The 22,704-nt window shown below is 67.6% G+C and carries 30 protein-coding genes; 21 read left to right on the top strand and 9 right to left on the bottom strand.

Annotated elements, in window-relative coordinates; all coding sequences use genetic code 11:
- The first annotated feature begins 60 nt into the window (after positions 1 to 60).
- Positions 61 to 564, top strand: a complete 504-nt coding sequence (locus tag Ari01nite_RS43505; protein ID WP_239163516.1) for a peptidoglycan-binding domain-containing protein — start codon at positions 61 to 63, stop codon at positions 562 to 564.
- A 33-nt stretch (positions 565 to 597) separates the two neighbouring features.
- On the opposite strand, the gene Ari01nite_RS43500 is transcribed toward Ari01nite_RS43505, so the two are convergent.
- From Ari01nite_RS43500 to Ari01nite_RS43490, 3 genes are all read right to left on the bottom strand, one after another.
- A complete protein-coding gene (locus tag Ari01nite_RS43500; RefSeq protein ID WP_203789864.1) occupies positions 598 to 729 on the bottom strand; it encodes a MetS family NSS transporter small subunit in 132 nt (43 codons plus the stop codon).
- Position 730: 1 nt separating this feature from the next.
- A complete protein-coding gene (locus tag Ari01nite_RS43495) occupies positions 731 to 2,251 on the bottom strand; it encodes a sodium-dependent transporter (RefSeq protein ID WP_203789862.1) in 1,521 nt (506 codons plus the stop codon).
- 93 nt (positions 2,252 to 2,344) lie between these two features.
- Positions 2,345 to 4,096 carry a serine/threonine-protein kinase gene (locus Ari01nite_RS43490; protein WP_203789860.1) on the bottom strand — a complete coding sequence of 584 codons (1,752 nt, stop codon included), beginning with the start codon at positions 4,094 to 4,096 and terminating at the stop codon, positions 2,345 to 2,347.
- Positions 4,097 to 4,355: 259 nt separating this feature from the next.
- Here Ari01nite_RS43490 and Ari01nite_RS43485 point away from each other — a divergent pair, with 259 nt between their 5' ends.
- On the top strand, positions 4,356 to 5,525 hold the full coding sequence (locus Ari01nite_RS43485) for an alpha/beta hydrolase (protein WP_203789858.1): 1,170 nt from the start codon (positions 4,356 to 4,358) through the stop codon (positions 5,523 to 5,525).
- Here the strand turns inward: Ari01nite_RS43485 and Ari01nite_RS43480 are convergent.
- Positions 5,498 to 5,800: a GlsB/YeaQ/YmgE family stress response membrane protein gene (locus Ari01nite_RS43480; protein WP_203789856.1), complete on the bottom strand. Its 303-nt coding sequence runs from the start codon at positions 5,798 to 5,800 to the stop codon at positions 5,498 to 5,500. The genes Ari01nite_RS43485 and Ari01nite_RS43480 overlap by 28 nt on opposite strands.
- 265 nt (positions 5,801 to 6,065) lie before the next feature.
- Here Ari01nite_RS43480 and Ari01nite_RS43475 point away from each other — a divergent pair, with 265 nt between their 5' ends.
- The 8 genes from Ari01nite_RS43475 (at position 6,066) to Ari01nite_RS43440 (ending at position 12,530) form a co-directional block, all read left to right on the top strand.
- The gene (locus Ari01nite_RS43475; RefSeq protein ID WP_203789854.1) at positions 6,066 to 7,427 is read left to right on the top strand and encodes a sensor histidine kinase; all 1,362 of its coding nucleotides are present in this window, start codon (positions 6,066 to 6,068) and stop codon (positions 7,425 to 7,427) included.
- Positions 7,424 to 7,990 (top strand): GerMN domain-containing protein, encoded by a 567-nt coding sequence (locus Ari01nite_RS43470; RefSeq protein WP_239163515.1) that lies wholly within the window; start codon positions 7,424 to 7,426, stop codon positions 7,988 to 7,990. Before Ari01nite_RS43475 ends, Ari01nite_RS43470 begins: the two co-directional genes overlap by 4 nt.
- A gap of 297 nt (positions 7,991 to 8,287) precedes the next feature.
- A complete protein-coding gene (locus Ari01nite_RS43465; protein WP_203789850.1) occupies positions 8,288 to 8,764 on the top strand; it encodes a PRC-barrel domain-containing protein in 477 nt (158 codons plus the stop codon).
- 91 nt (positions 8,765 to 8,855) lie between these two features.
- On the top strand, positions 8,856 to 9,218 hold the full coding sequence (locus tag Ari01nite_RS43460; RefSeq protein WP_203789848.1) for a BON domain-containing protein: 363 nt from the start codon (positions 8,856 to 8,858) through the stop codon (positions 9,216 to 9,218).
- Positions 9,219 to 9,580: 362 nt separating this feature from the next.
- A complete protein-coding gene (locus Ari01nite_RS43455) occupies positions 9,581 to 10,249 on the top strand; it encodes a YihY/virulence factor BrkB family protein (RefSeq protein WP_203789846.1) in 669 nt (222 codons plus the stop codon).
- A gap of 120 nt (positions 10,250 to 10,369) precedes the next feature.
- Positions 10,370 to 10,693: an STAS domain-containing protein gene (locus tag Ari01nite_RS43450; protein ID WP_203789844.1), complete on the top strand. Its 324-nt coding sequence runs from the start codon at positions 10,370 to 10,372 to the stop codon at positions 10,691 to 10,693.
- A gap of 25 nt (positions 10,694 to 10,718) precedes the next feature.
- Entirely contained in the window at positions 10,719 to 11,231 is a 513-nt protein-coding gene (locus Ari01nite_RS43445; protein ID WP_203789842.1) for a BON domain-containing protein, read from the top strand.
- 330 nt (positions 11,232 to 11,561) lie between these two features.
- Entirely contained in the window at positions 11,562 to 12,530 is a 969-nt protein-coding gene (locus tag Ari01nite_RS43440) for a sensor histidine kinase (RefSeq protein WP_239163514.1), read from the top strand.
- A gap of 6 nt (positions 12,531 to 12,536) precedes the next feature.
- On the opposite strand, the gene Ari01nite_RS43435 is transcribed toward Ari01nite_RS43440, so the two are convergent.
- A complete protein-coding gene (locus tag Ari01nite_RS43435; protein WP_203789838.1) occupies positions 12,537 to 12,911 on the bottom strand; it encodes a response regulator transcription factor in 375 nt (124 codons plus the stop codon).
- A gap of 131 nt (positions 12,912 to 13,042) precedes the next feature.
- Between Ari01nite_RS43435 and Ari01nite_RS43430 the strand changes: the two genes are divergently transcribed.
- From Ari01nite_RS43430 to Ari01nite_RS43400, 7 genes are all read left to right on the top strand, one after another.
- Positions 13,043 to 15,295 (top strand): ATP-binding protein, encoded by a 2,253-nt coding sequence (locus Ari01nite_RS43430; RefSeq protein ID WP_239163513.1) that lies wholly within the window; start codon positions 13,043 to 13,045, stop codon positions 15,293 to 15,295.
- Between the two features lie 108 nt (positions 15,296 to 15,403).
- On the top strand, positions 15,404 to 15,799 hold the full coding sequence (locus Ari01nite_RS43425) for an STAS domain-containing protein (RefSeq protein WP_203789834.1): 396 nt from the start codon (positions 15,404 to 15,406) through the stop codon (positions 15,797 to 15,799).
- 110 nt (positions 15,800 to 15,909) lie between these two features.
- On the top strand, positions 15,910 to 16,233 hold the full coding sequence (locus tag Ari01nite_RS43420) for an STAS domain-containing protein (RefSeq protein WP_203789832.1): 324 nt from the start codon (positions 15,910 to 15,912) through the stop codon (positions 16,231 to 16,233).
- A gap of 37 nt (positions 16,234 to 16,270) precedes the next feature.
- Positions 16,271 to 16,621 carry a BON domain-containing protein gene (locus tag Ari01nite_RS43415; RefSeq protein WP_203789830.1) on the top strand — a complete coding sequence of 117 codons (351 nt, stop codon included), beginning with the start codon at positions 16,271 to 16,273 and terminating at the stop codon, positions 16,619 to 16,621.
- 280 nt (positions 16,622 to 16,901) lie between these two features.
- Positions 16,902 to 17,576, top strand: a complete 675-nt coding sequence (locus Ari01nite_RS43410) for a DUF4142 domain-containing protein (protein WP_239163512.1) — start codon at positions 16,902 to 16,904, stop codon at positions 17,574 to 17,576.
- 85 nt (positions 17,577 to 17,661) lie between these two features.
- The gene (locus Ari01nite_RS43405) at positions 17,662 to 18,144 is read left to right on the top strand and encodes a MarR family winged helix-turn-helix transcriptional regulator (protein WP_203789826.1); all 483 of its coding nucleotides are present in this window, start codon (positions 17,662 to 17,664) and stop codon (positions 18,142 to 18,144) included.
- A 79-nt stretch (positions 18,145 to 18,223) separates the two neighbouring features.
- Complete coding sequence (locus Ari01nite_RS43400) at positions 18,224 to 18,634, top strand: response regulator (protein WP_203789824.1); 411 nt, start codon at positions 18,224 to 18,226, stop codon at positions 18,632 to 18,634.
- 12 nt (positions 18,635 to 18,646) lie between these two features.
- Here Ari01nite_RS43400 and Ari01nite_RS43395 read toward each other — a convergent pair whose 3' ends face one another.
- Positions 18,647 to 18,943 (bottom strand): STAS domain-containing protein, encoded by a 297-nt coding sequence (locus Ari01nite_RS43395; RefSeq protein WP_203789822.1) that lies wholly within the window; start codon positions 18,941 to 18,943, stop codon positions 18,647 to 18,649.
- Positions 18,944 to 19,169: 226 nt separating this feature from the next.
- On the opposite strand from Ari01nite_RS43395, the gene Ari01nite_RS43390 reads away from it, so the two are divergent.
- The 3 genes from Ari01nite_RS43390 (at position 19,170) to Ari01nite_RS43380 (ending at position 20,947) form a co-directional block, all read left to right on the top strand.
- A complete protein-coding gene (locus Ari01nite_RS43390; protein WP_203789820.1) occupies positions 19,170 to 19,646 on the top strand; it encodes a hypothetical protein in 477 nt (158 codons plus the stop codon).
- A 302-nt stretch (positions 19,647 to 19,948) separates the two neighbouring features.
- Entirely contained in the window at positions 19,949 to 20,335 is a 387-nt protein-coding gene (locus Ari01nite_RS43385) for a four-helix bundle copper-binding protein (RefSeq protein WP_239163511.1), read from the top strand.
- Between the two features lie 138 nt (positions 20,336 to 20,473).
- Positions 20,474 to 20,947 carry a hypothetical protein gene (locus Ari01nite_RS43380; RefSeq protein ID WP_203789816.1) on the top strand — a complete coding sequence of 158 codons (474 nt, stop codon included), beginning with the start codon at positions 20,474 to 20,476 and terminating at the stop codon, positions 20,945 to 20,947.
- A 15-nt stretch (positions 20,948 to 20,962) separates the two neighbouring features.
- On the opposite strand, the gene Ari01nite_RS43375 is transcribed toward Ari01nite_RS43380, so the two are convergent.
- On the bottom strand, positions 20,963 to 21,211 hold the full coding sequence (locus tag Ari01nite_RS43375; RefSeq protein WP_203789814.1) for a hypothetical protein: 249 nt from the start codon (positions 21,209 to 21,211) through the stop codon (positions 20,963 to 20,965).
- A gap of 381 nt (positions 21,212 to 21,592) precedes the next feature.
- Between Ari01nite_RS43375 and Ari01nite_RS43370 the strand changes: the two genes are divergently transcribed.
- On the top strand, positions 21,593 to 21,868 hold the full coding sequence (locus Ari01nite_RS43370; RefSeq protein WP_203789812.1) for a BON domain-containing protein: 276 nt from the start codon (positions 21,593 to 21,595) through the stop codon (positions 21,866 to 21,868).
- Positions 21,869 to 21,928: 60 nt separating this feature from the next.
- On the opposite strand, the gene Ari01nite_RS43365 is transcribed toward Ari01nite_RS43370, so the two are convergent.
- Positions 21,929 to 22,306, bottom strand: a complete 378-nt coding sequence (locus Ari01nite_RS43365) for a hypothetical protein (protein WP_203789810.1) — start codon at positions 22,304 to 22,306, stop codon at positions 21,929 to 21,931.
- A 121-nt stretch (positions 22,307 to 22,427) separates the two neighbouring features.
- Complete coding sequence (locus Ari01nite_RS43360; protein ID WP_203789808.1) at positions 22,428 to 22,703, bottom strand: BON domain-containing protein; 276 nt, start codon at positions 22,701 to 22,703, stop codon at positions 22,428 to 22,430.
- Position 22,704 lies beyond the last annotated feature (1 nt).

The raw sequence follows: 22,704 nt of genomic DNA, 5'->3' as shown, positions 1-22,704 counted from the left end.
GAGGACTGTCATCGACTTGTCGTGTCGCTGCGAGTGCTTTGTCACCGCCCGATGCCAACGATGGCGGTATCCGACCTCTCCCGACATGGAAGGAAACGCACGATGACTGCACAACTGAAGCCGTGGCCGACCGTCCGGCAGCCGGATCGGGCCCAGGCGGTGCGTGACGTGCAGCACCTACTTCGCGGTCACGAGTACGTGCTCGGGGTGGATGGCATCTTTGGTCCGGCCACCGATGCCGCCGTCCGTACTTTCCAGAAGGATCAAGATCTGACGGTCGACGGGATCGTCGGCCCGGCCACCTGGAGACAGCTCATCATCCAGGTGACCGGCGGCAGCCGGGGTGAAGCCGTCCGGGCGGTTCAAGAAGAGCTGAAGATCCGCGCGGAGGTGGGCAACCCGGACCTTGATGTCGTGGTCGACGGCGTCTTCGGGCCGAAGACTGACGCCGCCGTCCGAACCTTTCAGGAAGGTGTGTCCCGGGCCGTGCCCTCGTTCCCGGTGGACGGCATCGTCGGCCCGTTGACGTGGCAGGCCCTGATCGGCGGCATGCTGGCTGATTAGTCGTAGCCGATGAGGAGTGCTCGAGGGGTGACTTCAGCCGACATCGCTGGAGGCACCCCGAGAGTCCGCCGCGGAACGGCGTAGGTAGTTCACGATTGCCAACGCGAGTGAGCCCCACAGGCCCAGCGCGCCGATCACGAGCATGATGACCGCGCCGGTGTTCACGTCAGTCTCCGATCGTTGCCGGTAGTGGTTCGTGCCGCCGGAGTCGCTGCAGCACGACGGCGAGTACCAGGGTGACCAGTACGACGCCCCAGCCCATGACCAACAAGCCACTGAGCGGGTAATCCTCGTATCGGGTGGTGGCCTCCTGGTACACGTTGATGACCGCCATCGCGGAGAGCAGCAATGGAGTTATCGCGGTCAGGGAGATCGTCCACCACCAGCCCACACGCAGGTATGAGTCGCGGTTGACGTGGGCCTGCAGCGGGCCGAGCTGCCGGGCGATCCAGGCAATCAGGATCACCTCCGCCAGACCGGCGAAAATGAGGGCGAAGCTGTTGATGAAGTGGTCCACCACGTCGAGGTAGTACAGGCCGCCGCGGGTCACATACAGGACGCTGGCCAGCGCGGTGATCCCGCACATCCAGTTCACCGCCGCGGTCCGGGACAGGCGGAACTTCTCCCGTACCCCGGCCACCGCGCACTCCATGATGGAAACTGCCGAGGTGATGCCGGCGAACAGCAGGGCGCCGAAGAACAGCACGCCGAACAGCGAGTTGAAGCCGGGCATTTCGTTGATGATCTGCGGGAAGGCGACGAACGCGAGGCCGACGCCGCTGGTGACCACCTCGGTGACGCCGGTGCCCTGCTGGCTGGCGAGGAAGCCGAGCACGGAGAAGACGCCGAGCGCGGCGAGGAACTCGAAACCGGAGTTCGCCATGCCGACGATGACGGCGCTGTTGGACAGTTCCGATCGGTGGCGTAGGTAACTCGCGTACACGATCATCACGGCGAAGCCAATGCTGAAGGAGAAGAACACCTGACCGTACGCAGCGACCCAGACCTGGGCGTCGGTCAATGCGCCGAAGTCGGGGGTGAGCAGCACGTTCAGTCCAGCGGCGGCGCCAGGGAGGGTGACACCGCGAACGACGATCACTGCGATCATCACGATGAGCAGCGGCATGAGGATCTTTGCCGCCAGTTCGATGCCGCGGCGTACTCCGCGTCGCAGGATCAGGTAGGTGATCGCCCAGGCGATGACGACGCTGAGCAGGACCTTCCACTGGATGCCGCCGATGGCCCAGAAACTGTCGGAGGTGCCCAGGTAGGACCCGAAGAAGAACGCGTCGGGGTCGTCGCCCCAGCGGGTGCCGAACGAGTAGTAGAAGTAGCTCAGAACCCATCCGATGATCACCACGTAGTAGGTCATGATGACCATGGAGATGCCGATCTGGAACCAGCCGAGCCATTCCGCGCCGCGGCGCACCGAGCGGAACGCGAACGGTGCGGCGTGCCGGTACCGGTGGCCGAGCGCGTATTCCAGGATCAGCAGCGGCACCGCAGCGGTGGCGATGGCGATGAAGTAGGGGATGAGGAACGCCCCGCCGCCGTTGTCGTAAACCACGTACGGGTAGCGCCAGATATTGCCGAGCCCGATGGCGGACCCCATCGCCGCCAGGATGAACCCGAGCCGTGTGCCCCATTGTTCCCGGGGCTCGACCAGATCGTGCCCGCTCGTTGCCATGGCTCCGCCCTCACCCCTCTGTCGATGTCGTCGCAGGTGCCGAGGTGACTCGGCCCCAGTATGGGCAGGGCGGCTCTCGGGTTCTTGGCAGTGTCATGGCAATTTCGTGACGATCGTGCTGGATGGATCTGGCTTTGCCGGCGTCGATCCGGTCGGCGCTGGGTTATCGCCGCCGGCCGGGGGCGGGTTCGTATGGGTGCTGGTGGGTTCGGGCTGTCGGCTCGGAGAGGCGCTGGGCGAGGGGCCAGGCGAGGGATCGGACGAGGGTTCGCTCGGCGCTGGTCTGCTCGGTGACGACGCGCTTGGCGTCGCTGGGACCGTGGCAGGTTCGCTCGCCCGCTGGGTCGGTGTCGGCGAACCGGATGTTGCCACCGGCGCCGGGCTCGCGTCCCGCTGCGTGACCGTCGTTTCACGTGCGACGTTGCGAGGTGTGCTGCGGGTGCCCTCGCTGGCCCTGCGGCCGCTGGTGGAACTCTTGGCGGGGGCGCCGGTGGCGACGTTGACGGCGGTGGCCGCCCGGCCGCAGGTGTTGCCGGCCAGGGCGAAGCCGGCCGGTGGCTCGGATTGCGCGGGATCGAACGTGCCCCGCAGCACGAATCTTGCGTGGGCGCCGGGGCGCAGGTCCGGTGTGCTCAGGCGGACAATGCCCTGTTGCTGCGACCAGTCGGACGCCGAGGCGTGCGTGATGCGCACGCCGTCCGGGATGGTGAAGGAGACGATGCCGCCGCCAGGCACCAGCTGGTCGCCGGTGTTGGCGACATCGAGCCGGGCGGCGAGGCTGCCGTCAGCGTCGCGGTGGCTGGTGTAGCTGACTGCGCAGCCGGCGATCGAGTCTGGGGCGCCCCGGCCGGCCACAGGCTCGGTCGGTCCGGCGGCGAGCAGGCGCCCGGTCAGGACGGCGCCGGTCACCGCTGCCGGGATCATGACGGCGGTCACGGCACGCCGGATCTTGCGGGGCGAGGCACCCATCATCACGGTGGTTGCGGTCCCCGTGGGCGCTGCGTCGCCGGCGTGGACAGGGACGTCGCCCTCGGCGGCCGCGACCTCACGCAGAACCCGTGCCACCCGGCGGGCCGACGGCCTGGAATCCGGGGCCAGGGCGAGGCAGTCGCGCAGCAGCTGCCGTAGTTGCTCGGGCAGACCGGGCAGGTGGTGCAGGTTCGGGGTCGGCTGGCGTCGGCGCGCGGTCAGCACCTGTGTGGCGTTGTCGCCGGGCCACGGCGGGCGGCCGGTGAGACAGACGTGGACGAGCAGGCCGACGGCGTAGACGTCGGCGGCGGGCGACACGGTGTCGTGTCGTAACTGCTCGGGCGCCAGGTATGCGGGTGTTCCCCACATCCGACCGTCGTCGTCTGCCGCGGCCTGCCCCGCCATGATGGCTACGCCGAAGTCGACCACCTTGACGCCGGCCGGCGAGAGCATGACGTTGGCCGGTTTGATGTCGCGGTGCACCAGCTGGTGGGCGTGGGCGGCCGCCAGGCCCGCAGCCACTCCGGCGCAGATTCCGGCCGCCTCGCGGCAGGGCAGTGGCCCCTTGCTCCTCAGGTGATCGGCCAGGGTGCCACCGGTTACGAACTCCAGCACCACGAATGGCTGGGTGGTCCCGGCGAAGGTGGCTTCACCGTAGTCGTAGACGGCGGCGATGTTGGGGTGGCACAGCTGGGCGGCCGCCCGAGCTTCGCGCTGGACAGCCGCGCGGAACACCGAGTCCCAGCAGCGCTCGGGTGGGAGCGTTTTGATGGCAACCGTTCGTCGCAGAACGGTGTCGTATGCCCGGTGCACCACCGCCATCCCGCCATGGCCGGTCGGTTCCTCCAACCGGTAGCGCCCGGCGAGGATCTTCATGCTGGTCCTTTCCCGGATCGGCAGTGAACCCCGGATCATGCTGCCGGGCGGGCGTGGCAGCCTCTCTGCGAGGCTGTGACAATCCCGCGACAACCAGGTACGCCGCTGTTTCGGACGGGCTGGGACGGGCAGCGTGAGGGAGGCGGGGCCGGGCCTTTGCTCGCTTGAGGTGCGGCTCCGTCCTGTCCGCAGCGGCTGCTTCTGCGGATGCCGGGATGTCGAGCGGCTCGCTGTGGTCGCTGATCTCGAAGGCGGTTAGATGAGTCCCGGATATCTGAGTTCGGTGCTGGTGCTCAGCGCCTGCACCGCCTGCGCCCTGTGGCCTGCGCGCCGTTCCGGTGTCTTCGGCACCGGCGTCTACCTGGTCGGCATGACCTACAACGCACTACCCGTGCTCGCGTTCACGTTGGGTGTGGCGTCGACCTCGCTGGCGATGGCGAGAGCCGATCTCAGTCGGATCGGCGGTCTGCTCACGGTGCTGTTGCCGCTGCCGGCGCTGGTCGGTCTGGGCCTGGTGTTGTTGCGGGCCACGAGGGGCATTCACGTCCCCGGGGCGGCTATGGCGCAGGTCCTCGGCCCCGGATGGCGCGCCGGTATAGATTCCCGGCTCGGCACTGGCTTGCGTACCCGGGTTCCGCTGGCCAGAGTGCTTTTGATGCCGTTTCTGCGGCGGCGAGGTGACGTGGAACGGATCGGGAACATCGCCTACGCCGGTGGTGGGCGGCGACATCGGCTTGATCTGTACCGCAGCCGGCAGCGGCGTACGGGATGCCCTGTCTTTGTGCATTTTCATGGCGGTCGTTTCGTGTCCGGCGCGAAGAATCGCGAGTCACTGCCGCTGCTCTACCGGTTGGCGAGCCGTGGCTGGCTGTGCATCAGCGCGAACTATCGGCTCTATCCGCAGGCGCGATTCCCGGACTATGTGGTCGACGCCAAGCGAGTCGTCGCGTGGGCCCGCGAGCATGGGCACGAGTACGGTGCTGATCCGGCGGTGTTGTTCGTGGCCGGTAATTCCGTCGGCGGCTATTTGGCGACCTTCGTTGCGCTGACCGAGAATCATCCGGCATACCAGCCCGGTTTCACGCGCACCGACACCTCGGTGACCGGAGCAGTCGGCCTTTACGGCTACTACGGCCGGACCGAGGCTGATGTCGCGGACAGCAGTCCGCAAGCTCACCTGCATGCCGCCGCGCCACCGGCCCTGTTGCTGCACGGAGACCGCGATTCCGTCGTGCCGGTGCAATGGGCGCGGGAGTTCGCTGCGGCGTGGACGGACGTCTCGGAACAACCCCTCGTCTACACCGAATTGCCGGGGGCCCAACATTCGTTCGACTATTTCGATTCACTACGCGGGCGTCTCGCGGTCGACCAGATCGAAGCCTTCACCGCCTGGGTACGCAGTCATCGAGACCGGCCGGCGTGGTCCTGACTGGCGCTGTCCATCGGTTGACGATCCGCGGTGGCCGCCACCCACGCGATGCCCAATGCTGCGAACGTCAGCTGCGTGGTCAGTTCGGCGATGCTGAAGCCTGATGAGTCGCTGTCGGCAAGCCGTGCAACCACCGTGCCCAAGAGGGCGGCGCCGATCCCGACCGCGACCGGCAGCCAGACGGGAACCCGTCGCCGCGGCGGCATGATGAGCCGACCGGCGATGCCGACGGCCGTGCCCACGGCGACGGCGGCGATCAGATGGGTGATGGTCATGGCAGTGGATCCTTACGAGAAGGCGGTGATTTCTCCTGGCCTCGGCTGTTGTCGACTAGGTCAAGTCTGCCGGTTGTGCGTGGCGGATCGTCGCCGACAATATGACAACTACGTCACATAACCGCACATCGTGCGCCTGGTCAGGCGGCCTCCGGCGGCGAGGGTGCATTATTCGGTACATGACTGGCGTGCGGTGCGCAGTGAAGGACCGGAGCCGGCTGGTGCCGGCTAGGGCACCGCGACGTGCGCTCGCTGGCGAAGTGCAATGGTCAAGCCGGTAGGACTGCGAACCAGGGTCAGCGCCGCCTTTGCGGTAGGCGCGTTGGTGCTGTCGGCCTGTGTGACGCTGGTGTCGTACGAGCTCACCAGAAGCACCTTGTTCGCCGAGCGGGAGCGCACGGCCGTCCGGGCCACCTACTTCGACGCCGCCGTGGTCAACGTGGGGCTCAGCGGCCACGCACCCGAGATCGTCGCGATACTCCAATCGCTGGACATCGGAGCCGACCGCTACGCCTTGGTGCACCGGGCCGGGCAGTGGTATTCCCGTAGCGCCGACCCGGCCGCAGGTGCAGCGGTGCCTGCCGCCCTGCAGCGAATGGCGGCCGACGGGCACGCCGGCGCTCAGCGCATCCGCCGCGACGGGCAGCCCGCGCTGGTGGTCGCCGTGCCGCTGCAGGACCGCTCGGTTTTCTACGAGATCGTCTCGCTGCGGGAACTCGAGCGCACCCTGCAACTGCTGGCCGTCGTCCTGACCGCGGTGGCGATCATGGTAGCGGCGGGAGGGGCGGCGGTCGGCTGGTACGTCACCCGTCATGCGCTGCGTCCCATGACGGCGGTGGCGCACGCGGCACGCGGTATTGCGGCCGGAAACCTCGATACGCGTTTGGACCCGGACACCGAGCCCGATCTTGCGCAACTGACCGCTTCGTTCAACCACATGGCCGACGAGCTGGCTCGACGGATGCAACGTGACCGCAGGTTCGCCGCTGACGTCAGCCACGAGCTGCGTTCCCCGCTGCAGACGCTCGGCGCGGCCGTCAGCGTCGTGCATCGCCGACGCGACGGCTTGGACGAGCGGGTCGCGGCCGCCGTCGACTTGATCAGCGAGGAAGTCGCGCGTTTCCAGACCTTGGTGAGTGACCTCTTGGCGCTGGCCCGCAGCGATCAACCGGCGCACCGCGAACCCACCGACATCGGCGCGCTGGTCCAACGGGTCTGCAAGACCACCAACACCAGCGTGGACCTCCTGCAGTGGATGCCGGAGACGCCTCGGGTGTGGCAGATCGATGAGCGCCGAGTCGAGCAGGCGCTGCGCAATCTGATCGAGAACGCCCAGCGATACGGTGGCGGACCCGTCGCCCTGCGTGCCGGGCGAGCCGATGCACATGGTGTATTTCTGGAAGTTGACGATGCGGGACCGGGCATCGCCGAGGAATACCGCGAGACGATTTTCGACCGATTCGTCCGGGGTTCGGCCGCGAATTCCCGCGGTGCCGGCGACGGTACCGGTCTGGGCCTCGCCATAGTTGCCGAGCACGCCGCTGCGCACGGGGGACGAGCGATAGCCGGAGCCCGGCCGGGCGGGGGAGCGCGGTTTCGTATCGAGCTGCAGGGGTGCCTGCCGTGAGGCGCGTCGGGCTGCTCGCTTTCGTCACCGCGGTTGCTTTGGGCGGCTGCGGTGTGCCGGCGCAAGACGAACCGCATCGTGTCGAGTTGCCCCGCAGCCCGCTGACCGCGGTCACGACGCGGCCGGCACCGACCGAATCACACGGAGGGGCTGCGGTGGTGATCTGCCTGACGCGTTCGGGCCGCCTGGCAGAGATCACGCGGCGGCTGGGGTCGCCGCCCAGCGTTCAGCAGCAACTGGACAATCTGACGGTGGGGCCGACCCGAGCCGAACAGGACAACGGCCTCGGCACCGCGCTGGCGGGTCTGACCCTGCGAGCACATCGGGCGGCGTCCTCGACGGAAGTCACGGTGGACTTCACCGAGGCCGACGAGAGCAATGCCCGCAGTGATGAGGTCCTCGCCTACGGGCAGATCGTCTGTACGCTCACCGCTCGCGCTGATGTCGACTCCGTCGTGTTCACCCGCGACAACCAACGGTTGGAGGTTCCCCGTGCGGACGGCACGTTGTCGCGCGGACCGCTTCGCGCTGGTGACTACGCCAGTCTGATAGGACCGGGCTGAGACGCCCTCCTGGCGGGGCGGAGCTTGATTCTGGGGCAGAAGGCTTACGATGCCGCGGCCGGGTGTCTCTGCAGGCGACGGGACTCAGTGCTATCCAGCCGCGGCACCACGGGCCACGGTGCCAGCTGACCGTGTCGGATTCACGGCGGATTCATGACGACCTCGCAACAGCGTGGCCTCTTCGGTGGTGACACCGGTACACGGGGCACTCCAGAACAACAGCCGATGCTGATGAGGAATGTCATGTAATTGTGGCAAGACTGAATGTTGTTTGCGGCAGGGCCCGGTCAGGCTGAAGTGCCGATCGAACCGTTTCGGCCTGAGCCGACGAACAGAAATTTGATGATGCTTTTCTCCGCGGTAATGCACCGGCGGGTGCTGACAGCAGGTTGGACGTCCGAGCTCGGCAGGGTCGTCAACCTGGTGGCGGATCCACGGACGACACGAGTTGTCGCGCTGTGCGTCGACGGCCCGGCCGGTGATGTCGTGCATTGGGAGGATGTGACGAGTTTCAGCCCGCACGCCGTCATGGTGCGGTCTCGCTGGTCGGTGGGGCCGGCGGACGGGCGCGCAGCAGAGCTGCTACGCAGCGACCACCAGCTCATCGGCAAGCGTTTGCTCACCGCAGCCGGCGAACAGATCGCCCGGGTGACCGACGTCGATGTGGACACGCTGAACGGCGCGGTGAACCATCTGGTGACTCCGGATGGCTCGGTCCCGGGTAGGTTCCTGCTGGCTTCGGGCTCATACGCCACGGTTGTGCGGCCGGAGTGATTCGTCGCGTGAGGATTGATGTCGCTCACCGCCGTCACGCGACTGTCATGAGGCCGAGGGCGGGTCGCCACCTTGCGCCGCGACACTGGGGATGATCGGGCTGACGGTGTACGGAGGCGATGTCATGTGTCCGCTACCCGAGGTCCCGGACGACTGGTCCGGCGTGGGCCCGCTGGATGGGGCTGATGCGAGGACCCTGGCCGACGAACTGATCGCGGACCGGCTCGCCGTATCGATCAAGCAGAATCCCCAGGTCCGGGGAAGGTATCTCGAGATTCATGTTCAGAACGGCGTCGTGATCCTTTTGGGCGAGGTGGACACCGCGGACGCGCGGACGGTGGCCCGGGGCCTTGCTTGGGCAGTACCCGGCGTGTCGGATGTCTGTAACCGGATCAGCGTCGTTCCCGTCGATGCCCAGGCCGAGGACGACCGCGGCACAGGCAGCGCCGGCTGATCAATACCGAACACCGCGGCCGGATTTATCGGCGTCAAGCAGTGGTCCTGTCCACGCCGTGACTTCCAGCGCGTCAGCTCACCGCGGTCATGAAACTGTCACGGCGTTGCGCGTTCGTCGTCGTGTGAGCGGGGAACTCCTTATACCGGCATCGTGTACAGGGAGCTGGTGGTGGCTTTGCCTGTTCGCCCGGCGTGAATACCGCTCACCACGCCGCGGTCCGATGCCGGCGATACGCCTCGCGAAAGCCGTAACCGAATCTGAACGGACCAGAACCATGATGATATGGCCTTTGCCGGGGGAAGAACCCCGCGACAACGCGCACCAGGCATCCACGCCCGCAAACGCGCAGCGATTCGTTGGTGCGGCTGTTGTTGCTCGAGGATCACCGGGGCGATACGGGAGAGGTTGCGCTTGCCTTCGGGCTCACGGCGGGGATGGTGGCCATGGTGTCGGCCATGGGCCAGATCGAGCGGGGTGCCAACCGGATCTACGGTATCCGGCGTGACCGTGCGGCATCGTCCAAGTATGGACGTGCCGGTGTCCTGGCGCTGGTGGCCGGGCTGCCCACGCTCGCCGGGTTCGTCCTGGTCGTAGGGGGCCCGGCGGTGAGCGAGTCGTTGCAGCGAGCCTACGGCTGGGAATCGCCGGTCGAAGCCGTGTGGTCTGTCCTGTACTGGCCGTTCGCGGTAGCGCTTACGTTGACCGGCATCACGCTGTTGTTGCGCCACCTGCCCTATCGACGCCAGCCGTCGTTGCCGTGGTTGCTGCCCGGTGCCATCTTGAGCACGCTGCTCTGGCTTGCCCTATCGGCAATGCTGGCGGCTTATGTCAACAGCGCTCTGTCGTTCAGCGAAATTTACGGTGCGCTGGCGGCCATGGTGGCGCTGCTGCTGTGGGCGAATGCCAGCGGGGTAGCGCTCCTGCTGGGTTTCGCCTGTTGCGCGCAGCTGGAAGCGTATCGTGCCGGCCAGGGCCGACCGCTGCTGAAACCCAATGCTGAGTACGGCTTGTGGTCCGGCGGTCCCTGAGGGCAGACAGGTTCACCTGTCGCGTCGGCGAAGAGGTTACGGAACCGTCACGAGCCCGTGGAGTCGCCGCCACACCGCTGCGCGAGTGTTTGCCGCGAGGGGTCGATTGAGGAGGCGGGGATGTCGGACCGGCGCGAAGTGGCAGCGGTCGTGGTCGTCACCGAGTCGTTCGACGGCGTCGCCGTCTATCGATGGGAACGAGTCATAAGCGATGCGGTTGCGCAACGTCCGCAACGATTGACTGTCGACCTGCGGGACAGCCCGCTGATTGATGCGACCGCCATCGGGGTGCTGCTGTGCGCGCACCGTCAGATGATCAGTGACGGCGGACGAATGGAGCTGTGTGGGCCTTCGGCGCGGGTCCGGCGTATTTTGCGCCTTGCCCGTCTGGATCATGTCTTTGAGATCGTTGAGGGACAGGCAGTGGACACCGTACAGGGTTGATCCGGACCGTGGGAAGGGAAACACCGTGCAGCCCCTGCCGGACGACGAGTTCATCACCGCGCAGCGCCGGCGCGATCCAGTTGTTGCCACGCCGGAGTTGCAGTTCGCACTGTCCGTGGTGCTGGAGCTGATCGCCGACGAGCGCACCAGGTGCGAACCGATCCGGGTAAGCGTGCAGAACGACGTCGTCGTCCTTACCGGTGTGCTGCGCTCGTGGGCGGCCGTCGATGCGGCCGCTGACCTCGTACGCTCGCTGCCGGGCGAGCGCGATCTTTGCAACGCCCTGCGTGGTCCCGGCAAACGGAAGGACGGGCACTCAGCCGACGATTTCGAGCAGATCGTCGGTCGGCTCCTGAACGTGTCACCGCCGCCGGTCCGCAGTAGGCGGCCGTATCCCCGATGGTTGGTTCTCGTGATGCTGGTTCTGCTGTGGCTGGTGGCACCCGTCTCTGCAGTGCTGGTGGGTCTGCCGGCCGTGCCCCTTGCGCTCACGGCCGTAGCAGTCTCCGCCGACGTGCTGGAGTCGCGTCGTCTGTGACAACGCCTTCTCCTTCAGCAGAGCTGCCCGGGCGGCGGGCAAACACACTGAGGTCACCGGTGTAGCAGGCCGAGCGCGATGAGGTACGTGATGGCAACCACCAGAAACACCAGGCAGACCGTGAGCTGCGTTCGCATGAGTCCTCCCAGTGATTTCCGGTCCGGTCGGCACGGATCGCCTGCCGCGCTCGGACCTACCACCGTGTCGAGGTCCTAAACGGCACGTGCGGCAACGCTACGGGTGCGGTTCCAGCGGTGCGGCCGCCCGAACACCGGCGTCGCCGAGTCTCCGGGACGTATTCTGGCGGCGATGACCCGTCACCTCTTCGCTGTGCCGCCGGCTGCGGAAGCCCTGGCGTATTGCGTCGACACGGGCGTGCTCATCGTCGCCGACGACGTGGTGGTCACGGTCAACCGGGAATTCCGTCTGCTGTTCGCCGCAACGACTGACGATCTGGTGGGAGAGCCGGTCGCGGCGGTCGAGACACGGCAGCCGTACGCGGCGGCGGCGCAGTTCTGGGCCGCTCGCCACGGAGCGTATGGGCGGCGGTGCCGATGCACGTTGCCCGGCGACCGCGTGGTGGAGGCCCGCTGGCACGCCCTGCCGTCCGACGATCACCGGCTGCTGGCCGCGGTCATCGGCGACCGGACCGGCGAGGTTTTGGTCCGTCGCCGGTTGCGCCAGCACAACCGGGCGCTGGCTGAGTTGGTGGCCAGCAAGACTGAGCTGGTTTCGGCGCTTCTGCACGACCTGCGTACGCCGTTGACCGCGGCGTTGGCGATGGTTGATCTGCTGTCCGAGGACGATGGGGCTGATCCGGCGCTGCCCATGATTGCCCGGAAGCTGCACCGCATCGAGGAGGTCACCACGGAGATCGCGATGATCGGTGGGATCGAGAGTGGTGCGGTTGCGCTGGAGCGTCAGGAGTTCGATCTGCCTGCACTGCTCGCGGAGGCCGCTGCCGGCAGCGGCGTGGTGGTTGCCGCGCGACCGCCGCAGGGCTTGGTCACCGGCGACCGAGCCCGGCTGGGTCAGGTTTTTCGCCGGCTGACCGCGGCGGTGCGGGCGATCGGCGGGACGGACGAGGAGATGGTGGTCGAGGCCGTCGATGACCGGTGGCGGATCGCGCTGCGGCTGCCGGGAAGGCTGGCCACCGATCGGCTTTTCACCGCCGCGGACTCCGGCAGCAACGCCACAGCGCTCATGCTGGCGCGGGCGGTGGTCGGGCGGCACGGCGGTGCGGTCGGCGTGGAGAGTGTGGATGGCACGCCGTTTCTCACGGTGTGGCTGCCGAGGTAGGCGGCGTCAGGCTCGGCCTGCTCCGGTCAGCGCGTCGACCCGGGCCAGCAGGTCCTGCGCGGTGAACGGCTTGACCAGGTAGTCGTCGGCGCCTGCGTCGAAACCGGTTGCCACGTCCAGCCACTGGCCGCGGCCGGTGAGCAGGATGATCGGGATGTCGGCGGTGTCGGCGTCGTCGCGGAGTGCCCGGCACAGCTCCAGTCCGGTCATGTCCGGCATGGTGACGTCGAGCACCGCGCAGTCCGGTGGTTGCTCGTGGGCGGCGCGCAGGCCGTCCCGGCCGGTGCTGGTGGTGCACACGTCGAGACCGCCTGAGCGCAGCACCGTCTCGACGATCTCCAGCATGGTGGGATCGTCGTCGACCACCAGCACAGAAGTCACCGTATCCTCCTCGACCGTTACCTAGAGTAGTAGTTGTGGCGGAGTCCGGTGACGGGATCGCCGATCGGCGGCTCTCTTCGTGGACTGTCGGGCGGATGCTGACGGTCGGGTTTTTGCTCGCTCTGCTCGCTTTGGCGGTCGTCGGCACCAGCGCGTACGTGCGTATTGGCACTCTGATTGACGGCCGGGTTCCGTTGCAGCAGTCGCACCAGCTGCTGGGCGAGATCGGCCGGCTCCGCGACGCGGTGAACGGGCTGGACCGAGCGGCCCGCGGGTTCCAGAAAGCGGGCAGCCAGACCTGGGCACAGGCGTTGCGCAACGCCTCGGCTGCGGTGCTCGCCCAGGTGGCAGTGGTCCGCGCGGACATTCGGCAGAATGCGGATCACCAGCAGATCCTCGATCGCCTGCAGCCTTTGCTGCAGGCCCGGCTGGCGCAGTACGACAAAGCGGTCGAGCGCCGTGCGAAGGGGGAGGTCTCGGCGGACCTGGACGATATCGAGAACCTGGTTCGTGCCATGCAGACCGAGGAGGAAGGCCGCCTGGCCGAGCTGGTAGCCGAGGGCGATGCGAGCGCCAAACGTACCCGGCAGCTCATCCTCGTGGTGTCGTTGACCACCGCAGGGCTGGTCGCGCTGTGCGGCCGGTGGATCACCCGGCGGATCACCGCACCGGCCCGGCGGGTCACCGCGGCGGCGCACCGGGTGGCCGAGGGTGACCTCAGCCGTCGCGCCCAGGTGAGCGGTCCGAGGGAACTGGCACTGATGGCGCAGGCCGTGAACGCGTCGATGACGGCGATGGTCGCCGCCCGCGACGAGGCGGTAGCGGCGGGCGCCGCCAAGTCGGCGTTCCTGGCCACCATGAGCCACGAGATCCGTACCCCGATGAACGCTGTGATCGGCATGACCGGTCTGCTGCTGGATACCGAGCTCGACATGCGGCAGCGGGAATTGGTCGAGACCGTGCACGCCAGCGGCGAATCATTGTTGGTGATCATCAACGACGTGCTGGACTTCTCCAAGATCGAGGCCGGTGAACTCGCCCTGGAGCAGCGACCGTTTGCGCTGAGCTCCTGTGTTCAGCAGGCGGTCAACTTGGTGGCTCTCACCGCGGACGCGAAAGGTTTGCACGTGTCCTGTCACCTCGACGCCGGCTGCCCCGAGACGGTGGTCGGCGACGAGACGCGGCTACGCCAGATCTTGGTCAACCTGATCGGCAACGCGGTCAAGTTCACCGAGCACGGTGCCATCACGGTCACCGTTTCGGCGGTGCGGGACCCGGCTGGCGCGGGTGCCGGCTGCTGGCTGCTTCGGGTGGCGGTCCGTGACACCGGCATCGGTATCCCGCCGGACCGGCTGGACCGGCTGTTCCTGCCGTTCAGTCAGGTGGACGCGTCCGTGGCGCGCGGCTACGGAGGTAGCGGTCTCGGTCTGGTGATCAGTCAGCGCCTGGCCGCGGCGATGGACGGGGGGATCAAGGTGGCCAGCGAGCCCGGTCAGGGCTCCACCTTCACGGTGACGCTACGGCTGGGCGTGGCCGAGTCGGGCACGCTGGTTCCGGTACGGCCGCATGTCGTCCTGCCGGTCGGTCGCTCGCTGCACGTGCTGGTCGCTGAGGACAATCCGGTGAATCAGCGGGTCGTGCAGTTGCTGCTGGAACGGCGTGGCCATCGGGTCGAGCTGGTGGCGGACGGCGCCGCTGCGGTCACGGCGGTCCGGCGTACTCGTTTTGATCTGGTGCTCATGGACGTGCAGATGCCGGTGCTGGACGGTCTGGCGGCCACCAAGCTGATCCGCAAGGAACCACCGGCGCACGGCGCTCCGCACATCGTCGCGCTGACCGCCAACGCCATGGTGGATGACCGGACGGCGAGTCGCCGTGCGGGTATGGACGGCTTTCTGGCCAAGCCGATCCGTGAGGCTGACCTCGACGCCGTGCTGGCTGCGGCGGCGGCGCACTCGGATGTGTGGGCCGCGACCCAGGCACTGGCTCTGGGGCGCCGCGCTGAGGCAATCGCAGGTTCCGAGACCGACAGTATCCGGGCCTGCATCGACGACCTCACTGCCTTGGCCGGCGACGACGGTCACCGCGTCGCCGAACTGCTGCACAATTTCGCCGATCGTCTGCCGGACACCCTTGACCGGATGGATCGAGCCGTGGCCAGCGGTGACAGCCGCGGCCTGGCCCGGCTGGCGCACGGGTTGAAGGGCTCCTCGTCCACTCTTGGCGCGAATCGCCTCGCCGCTGTTTGCGCGGATGTGGAGGACCGGGCGCAGCGACGCGACTCCGGCAATGCCGATGTGCTGCTGAATCAACTTCACGCTCGTGCCGAGGAGGCGCGCACCGCCATGGTGCAGCTGTCGACGGAACTTGAGCGGGCAAGCTGACCGGAAGGACGACGTCAGCCGTCATGGAGGCGTCATCTTCGCGCCGGATGTTCGCCATGCTGCCGCCAGACCATCGAGGAACCAGGGTCGGCAGGCAGGAGGACGGACGTGGAGGGCACGTATCTGACCGGCGGCGACCTCGAGGCCGTTCAGGTCGTCACGCCGGCACATCAGGCAGCGCCAGTGGTGGAGCTGCACGGTGACATCGACCGGGAGGTGGCTGAGCCGCTGTGGGACGGTGTGAGCGCCGGTTCGGAACGCGGCTGCGACGTTCTCGTCGACTTGGCGGACGTGAGCTTGATCGACCGCGCGGCACTGACGATGCTGGTCCGCGCCCACCACCTGGCCGACCGCCGTGGATGCCGCGTGTGCCTGGTGGCACCATCCGCCGCGGTGCGACGGACACTGGCGGCCACCGGACTGAACGCGGTCTTCCCTGTGTTCGGTGATCGTCGGCAGGCGCTGCGCGGACTGCCGTCTCCGTCCCCCGCGCCCCGAAGGTAGTGGCTACCGGTTCCGGCCCGGGTTGTCATTGAAATGTCGTGTGGCTGCGGACCTCCCGCCACATGTGTTCGCGAGCCTGAAGCCTCAACTCGAGGCGTCAAGGAGGCGACGTGGCGGATGCCGCGGTCCCGGAAGCGGTGGTCGTCGTAACCGGTCCGTTCGAGGGTGCTGCCGTCGAGACGTGGCGCCGGCTCATCGCCGATGCGGTTGCCGCCCGGCCGGGGCGCCTGGTGGTGGACCTGGCGAAGTGCGTGCGACTGGATGCGGCCGCGATTGTGGTACTGCTCGACGCGCATCGGGACATGCTGCGTTCGGACGGCAGGCTCACGTTGCGGAGCCCTTCCGCCCGGGTGCGCCGGACGCTGAGCCTGGCTCGGGCCGATGGCGTCTTCGACATCGAGAACGTGGGGCTGTCGACGGCGGCGCCGGAATGATCGAACCGGGCGCGGGCCCGGCCAGGGAGGAATGACCATGTCGACGTCGTCGGGCGTTCCCGAGGAGTGGTTCGACGGTGACCTGCCGGACTGGCTGACCGACCCGGGCCGCGACAGCGCGGCCTGGGTTGCCGACTGCTCGCTCGGCGAGGACGAGTGGATCGCTGAGCGGGCCGTGGTGGCCTTGCGCCGGGACCCGCGGGTCACCGGCCGCCGGCTGGAGGTGCTGGTGCAGAACCGGGTCATCGTCCTGCTCGGCGATGTCGATTCGGCAGAGCAACGCAGGGACGCCGGTCGTCGGGCATGGACCGTGCCTGCGGTTTTCGACGTGGCCAACTGTCTCACGGTGCGCGGCACGGTGGTCGACTTCGACGGCCGTCCGGCGTAGGGTGCTCGACCCCTCGCGCGGGTGAATGACAGGTGTCACACAACTGTCATAAACGGGGGCGGTTGTGCGGTGCGCGTGGATGGCTGCAAATTCCGTGGCTGACCAGCCAATCGATGAAGCTTCAGTGCCCGGCTCGGTCTGGATGCCGGCGTCCGGCGCAAACGATTCTATGTATCTGTGAACCTTTCTCGATCGATGCCCGTACCGGTTGACGATGGGCTGCCCGCCACCGGAGGTTCGCATGTTTTATCTGTCCCTTGTCCGCCGCGCGGGACTGGTCGTGACCGGCGCGCTGGTCGTGCTCGGCGTGCTGGCTGCACCGGCGGCCGCGGCGCCATCGGTTCCGACTCAGTTGAATGCCGCGGACGTGGCGTTGCTCAACGGTGTGCGGCTGGCCGGTCTGTGGGAGATGCCGGCCGGGCAGATGGCGGCCGAGAAGGGTGACAGCGCTCGGGTCCGTGAGATCGGCCGTGAGATCGCCAATCAGCACGTCGAGCTGGACGAACTGGTCACGGTGGCGGCCAACCGGCTGGGCGCGACCATTCCCGCTGACCCGACCGCGCAGCAGCAGGGCTGGCTCAAGGAGATGCAGAACGCCAAGGGCGTCCAGTTCGATCTGATCTTCGTGGCGCGGCTGCGGGCTGCGCACGGCAAGATCTTCCCGGTGATCGGGGCGGTGCGGTCGGCGACACGTAATCCGGTGATCCGCAAGCTGGCCGATGATGCCAACCGGTTTGTGCTGAATCACATGAAGCTGTTGGAGAGCACGGGTCTGGTGGAGTACGGCAGGCTGCCTCCGGCCGCGATGCCGCCGGCGGAGGACCTGTCGGCGATGGGCCTGGCCAGCGCCAACGCTGGTAACGGTCCGCCGGTGAGCCCGCTGGTCCTGTGGTCGTTGCTGATCGGGACGTTGGCGCTTGGCGGGCTGGCGACGTTCCGGCTTATGCGCCGCTGAGCGATCCGGCGCGGATACGGCGTACCCCGTGGTTTTATGACGGCTGTATGACGGAACTTGCCCGGAGACATGTCAAAGTAGGCGCGTGACTGCGCAGACGACCCACGGTGCCGCTGAGGCTGAGGTGACCGGTGCGCTGCTCGCGCTGAGCCGGGTTTTGGTGGCCATGGCCGCGAGCTCGCTGGCCGACCTGGATGAGGAGGTCACGCTGCCGCAGTTCCGGATGCTGGTGTTGCTGGTGTCGCGGGGACCGCAGCGGGTCGGCGACCTCGCGCTGGAGTTGTCGGTGACGTCGTCGACGGCGACCCGGATGTGCAACCGGCTGGTAGGGAAAGGGTTGGTCGCCCGGGAGGAACGCGCCACCGACCGGCGAGCCGCGTGGATCACGCTGACGCCGGCCGGCCGGGAACTGGTCAGCGCCGCGATGGATCGCCGCCGCGACGCGATCGCCGCGCTCGTCAAGGACACGCCGCTGATCAGGCCCTACGCGCTGACGGCTCTGGTCAACGCCGTGGTCGAGTCGGCCGGCGAACTCACCGACGCCGAATGGCGGCTGGCGATCGGATAGCGGCGGGCACTACCATGGCCGATCATGTGCAGTAGTGCACCTGTTGCCGGGAGGTAGAGGCTTGCATCACTTCCGGTCGGTGAATTTCCTGGTCGTCCAGGACGACCCCGTCGATCAGCTGCTGATGCGCGAGGATCTGGCAACGCACAAGGTCGTCAACCGGGTGTATACCGCTCCCGACGCGCGCACAGCCCTGGCCTATCTCGACGGGGTTCCGCCGTACGGTGGCGTGGGAACTCCCGACGTTGTGCTCCTGGATCCGCACCTGCCCAGAGACGGCGGCGACGTGGTCCTCGAACGCCTGCGAACCGACGCCGCCACCGTCCATGTCCCGGTCATTCTGCTCGTCGACTCCCCGGCGGCCGAGCAAATCGTCCGGTCCCGGGGGCTGCCGGTGCAGGGCTACGCTCAGAAACCCGTCGACTTCGCCGCTCTGGCCGGCGTCGTCAGGTCGGTCGTCGGACTCGGGTTCGCGGTGCACCGTCGGTGAAAGCGTGCACCACTACACCTTCCGCGAACGGTCGTGGTCGACGAGAACATCGAGACCACGGCGCTGGAGCTGCTCGCGCACCTGTCGTTCGGGTTGGACCACCGTCACACTCGCGTCGCTGGCGGCCGCAAGGTCAAAACCATTGACCAGGGCGCCGATGCCGGCTTCCGAGATGGACGGCACCGCACTGAGGTCCAGCACGATGCGCTCCGGATGCGTGGCCGCCAGGACCATGATGAACCGGTCTTGAAGCAGTTCAGCGTCGGCCTCCGCTCCGATCGCGCCCTGCGGCTCGATCGCGATCGCCATCGTGGGCTCGGGGAGCCGGTGCGTGTTGATGGTGAGAGTCATCGCTGGTCCTTCCAGCCAGGCAGCGTCATGCCGCGATGCAGTCAATACGCTGCCTACATTTCCCAACGTTCGTGACGATAGCGGGTCGAAGATCGCGCACTCCGATGACAGGTCCGTGCGGTCATCGGATCGACACGAAGCTGTGCACGGTGCGCGGGATCGCGGTCGTAGCTTCGAGACGTCGGTGGACGGGTTCGTCGTCCGTCCGGTCTTCTCCACAGAGCTGGTGATCAGGATGTCAGTACGGGTTCGCCGGTCGTGGCGTCGGTTCCTGATGCTAGTGATCTTGGTGGCGGCGACGGCCGGCTGCGGCCTTCTCGGCCCGGTCGAAGCCGTCGAGCCGCGCCCGTCGCGGCCGGCGGCGAACGACACGATAAGCCGAAGCCGGCTCGGTGCGGAACTCGTCGTCACGGCGATTGTCGCGAAGCCGATCACCACAGAGACGTTCGTGGTCAAGGACGCGGATCTGCCGAAGGTCGGATTGATGGTGTTGGCCGGCGACGGAGTCGACCTCGACGTGCACGACCTGGTCACCGTGCGCGGACGGGTGCAGTTGTTCGATCTCGGACGCGTCACGTTGCGGAGTCGTCCAGCCGACACTGCGGTCTATACCGGATTCGACCGGATGCTCGTCGCCGACGAGGTGCGGAATTGGTCGTGACCTGAACCGGGAGGGTCGTCGGCGCGGGAGGGTGTCGGCGATTCGCCTCCCGCGCCGGAACCGGGAGGGCTACTCCCTGAACCCGATCCTGCCGGTCCCATACGGCATCGCCTGCACTGTTTTATGACATTCGCATGACGAGCTGGCCGCTGTGCCGCTTTCCGGCCGCCTTCTCGCGCCAAGGCCTTCTGGTCGTGATATTCGTGCGGTTAGCCGGTGGGACGGCGGGTAGGCGGTTTCAACGGGAACAGACGAGAGGAGTCATCGTGTCTCCGCAAACCTTGACGAGTACGACGATGCCCATGCTGGAGACCTACCCCAAGTCCATCAACCTCGACCGGCAGAAGCTTGCTGCGGCCATCGACGCGCTGATCGCGTGCGGTGGGGCGTGCACTGCCTGTGCCGACGCGTGCCTGAGCGAGGACACCGTGGGCGAGCTGACCAAGTGCATCCGTACGAACCTGGACTGCGCCGACGTCTGCGCCGCCACCGCTCGGGTGCTGTCGCGCCACACCGGCTACGACGCCAACCTCAGCCGTGCGCTGCTAGAGGCGTGCGTGACGGCATGCAAGTCGTGCGGTGACGAGTGCGGCCGGCACGCCGGCCACCATGAGCACTGCCGGATCTGCGCCGACGCGTGCCGGTCCTGCGAACAGGCCTGCCGGGACCTGCTCACCGCGATGGGCTGACCGCCGCCTGATCGACGTTCCGCGATCCGGCTGTCACACGATCGACGTACGACCGTGGCGCCTCCGCTGGGTTCCGGTACTACCTTGCGGGTTGTGCTTAGCTGGAGGCAAAGCTCGCACCGAGCCGGCCGGACTTTCGTGACGGCCGTCCTCGTCGTTACCTTGGCGGGATGCGGCCAGCCGGTGCCCGGCGCGGCACCGGCCGGCCCTGAGTGGCGGACCGATCTGCGCTACGGCGTGGGCGCCGCCACCGGGGCCGAGCCCGCCGACCTGGCCGGCGTCGGCGTTGAGCAGCACAGTGGATTCGACCGGATCGTCCTGCATTTCAGCGGCGGTCTTCCCGGCTACCGCGTCGCTTATCGCCCGGCGGGCAACGCCGGTGCACCGGCGTTGGGTATACGGCTCGAGCACATCCGCGGCGGTGCCGAGCGTCACCTCCGACCCGGACTGCCAGCTGTCCGGGAACTGCGTGCCGCCCCGGCAGCCGCCGGCACCGCCCGTCTCACCGTGACCTTGCCGGCCGGCACCGACCGCCTGCCGTTCCGGGTCGGCTTGGCCGCCGACGCCTTCTATGTCGATGTGGTCCACCCCGACGGCGAACACTCCACATGAGTAGTTGCCGGTGGTTCACGCCCACGAACGCACGGATTCTGCCAGCAGGACCTTGCGACCTTCGAAGCGTGCGAAATCACCGTCAGCCGGCAGCTGGTAAGGCTCGGCCAGACGCTCGAGCTCGAACCGCTGGATCGTGCCCTGGACCGTGACCAGACTGCGGTCGTGGAGGCCGCTGACCGGCCCGCCGAGTACGAGCAATCCCCGTTCCGGAAGGTCGGCATCTTCGATCACGAACAGCTGAGTGGTCAAAACGGCGGTCACCGCGGCGGTTATTGTCACCTGGTCGCCAACCCGGTGCGGGGGCAGGCTCGGCAGCGGTGTGGCGCTTGCCGCCTGCGGTCTCGCTGGGCCGGTTCCGGTCGTCCTGCCGTCATCCGCGGTGGTGCAACCCCCTGCGGCGAGGCACAGGATCGATGCGGTGAGCGGCAACCATCCTGAGAAAGATCTCGTACGGTGCATCGGAATCACCTCCGTGGGCGCTCAACCTTTCCGGTAACCCGGCGCAGCCGTGCCATGCCCGCCGTCATCGAAATGCCATGACATCGCGGAGTCGCCGCCACATGCGCTGTCAATGCTGAGCAGTTGTGAACCTCGTGCGCCCAGTGGGCGGTTCTGGGGGACGACATGGCATATGGAGGTTGCATGATGACGCCGTTCACTTCCGGCTCGCCAGGTGAGCCAGACCGCGGGTTCGCCGCGTCGCCGACACCTGCGGATGTTGACCTGGCCGTGCATGCCGCTCACTGCCTCGTGGAAGCGCTCGCCGGAGATACGTACGAGATCGCCGTGCAGGCACAGAACGGCGTGGTGGTGCTCGAGGGTGTCGTTGCCTCGGACCGTGCCCGTACCTTCGCCCACCGGGTCGTCTGGGCAGTGCCTGCGGTCCGCGACGTTTCTAACCGCCTGGTGGTGGCGTAGCCGCCGGGACCGACCGCCCAGCTCGCCGCGGTCGCTGTCGGCGGCGAGAAGCTGGCGTGTTCAGAACCTCGAACGGAGGTATCTGACCAACAGCACGGTGCTGGTGCAGGACACCGCGGCGAGAACCGCCGGCACTGCCGGAATCGCGGTGGTGATGACCAGCCACGGCAGGACCAGCCACAGACTGAGTACGACCGCGACCTCCGCGGGTGACATGCTGCGCTTTGCGGCGGGTGGCCGCGCATCCCAGGAACCCACCGTTCCGGTGAGGATTACGACGTCGTTCTGTGCACTGACGCGCACCGGTTCCCGGCGGGTCCGGGCGTCTTGCATCAGCTCGAGCACAACCGCCAGCGCCAGCTGGTAGTCGCTCTCCCGGACGCTGGAATCGCGGCCGCGAACCTTGGCGACGAAGTGTCCGTCCGGCAGCGGCTGCACGCGTTTCCCCCTATCGATGTTCCGACGCCCCGTACCCATGCTCGGTCCGAGATGCGGCGGCTGCCGCGCGGACCTGTGACGTTTGCATGACGGCGGTGCCTTGGCCGAGCGGTGACTGTGGTCAGACGGTGAGCCGGTTGCACACGTCGAAGACGCCCGCCGTGCCCCAGACGATCTCGTGGGCGCGTCGCCGGACGTGCTCGGACTGCACGTTTCCTTCGAGGATGACGACGGATTGCTGGACCTCCACGATGATGTGCTGGCCGTTCAGGAACAGTTCCTCGGCGAGGCGTTCGGCCACCTCGACCGCGAGCGCGTCGTCGGGCACCGACTCGGTCGGGTGGGTGATGGGTGGCTGCCACGCCGACGCGCCGTCGGGAAAGGGGAAGGAAAACATC

Origin of the sequence: Paractinoplanes rishiriensis (assembly GCF_016862375.1) — a bacterium.
Classification (GTDB): Bacteria; Actinomycetota; Actinomycetes; order Mycobacteriales; family Micromonosporaceae; genus Actinoplanes; species Actinoplanes rishiriensis.
The sequence above is the reverse complement of the archived record's forward strand: the minus strand, read 5'-3'. Positions and strand labels throughout refer to the sequence as shown.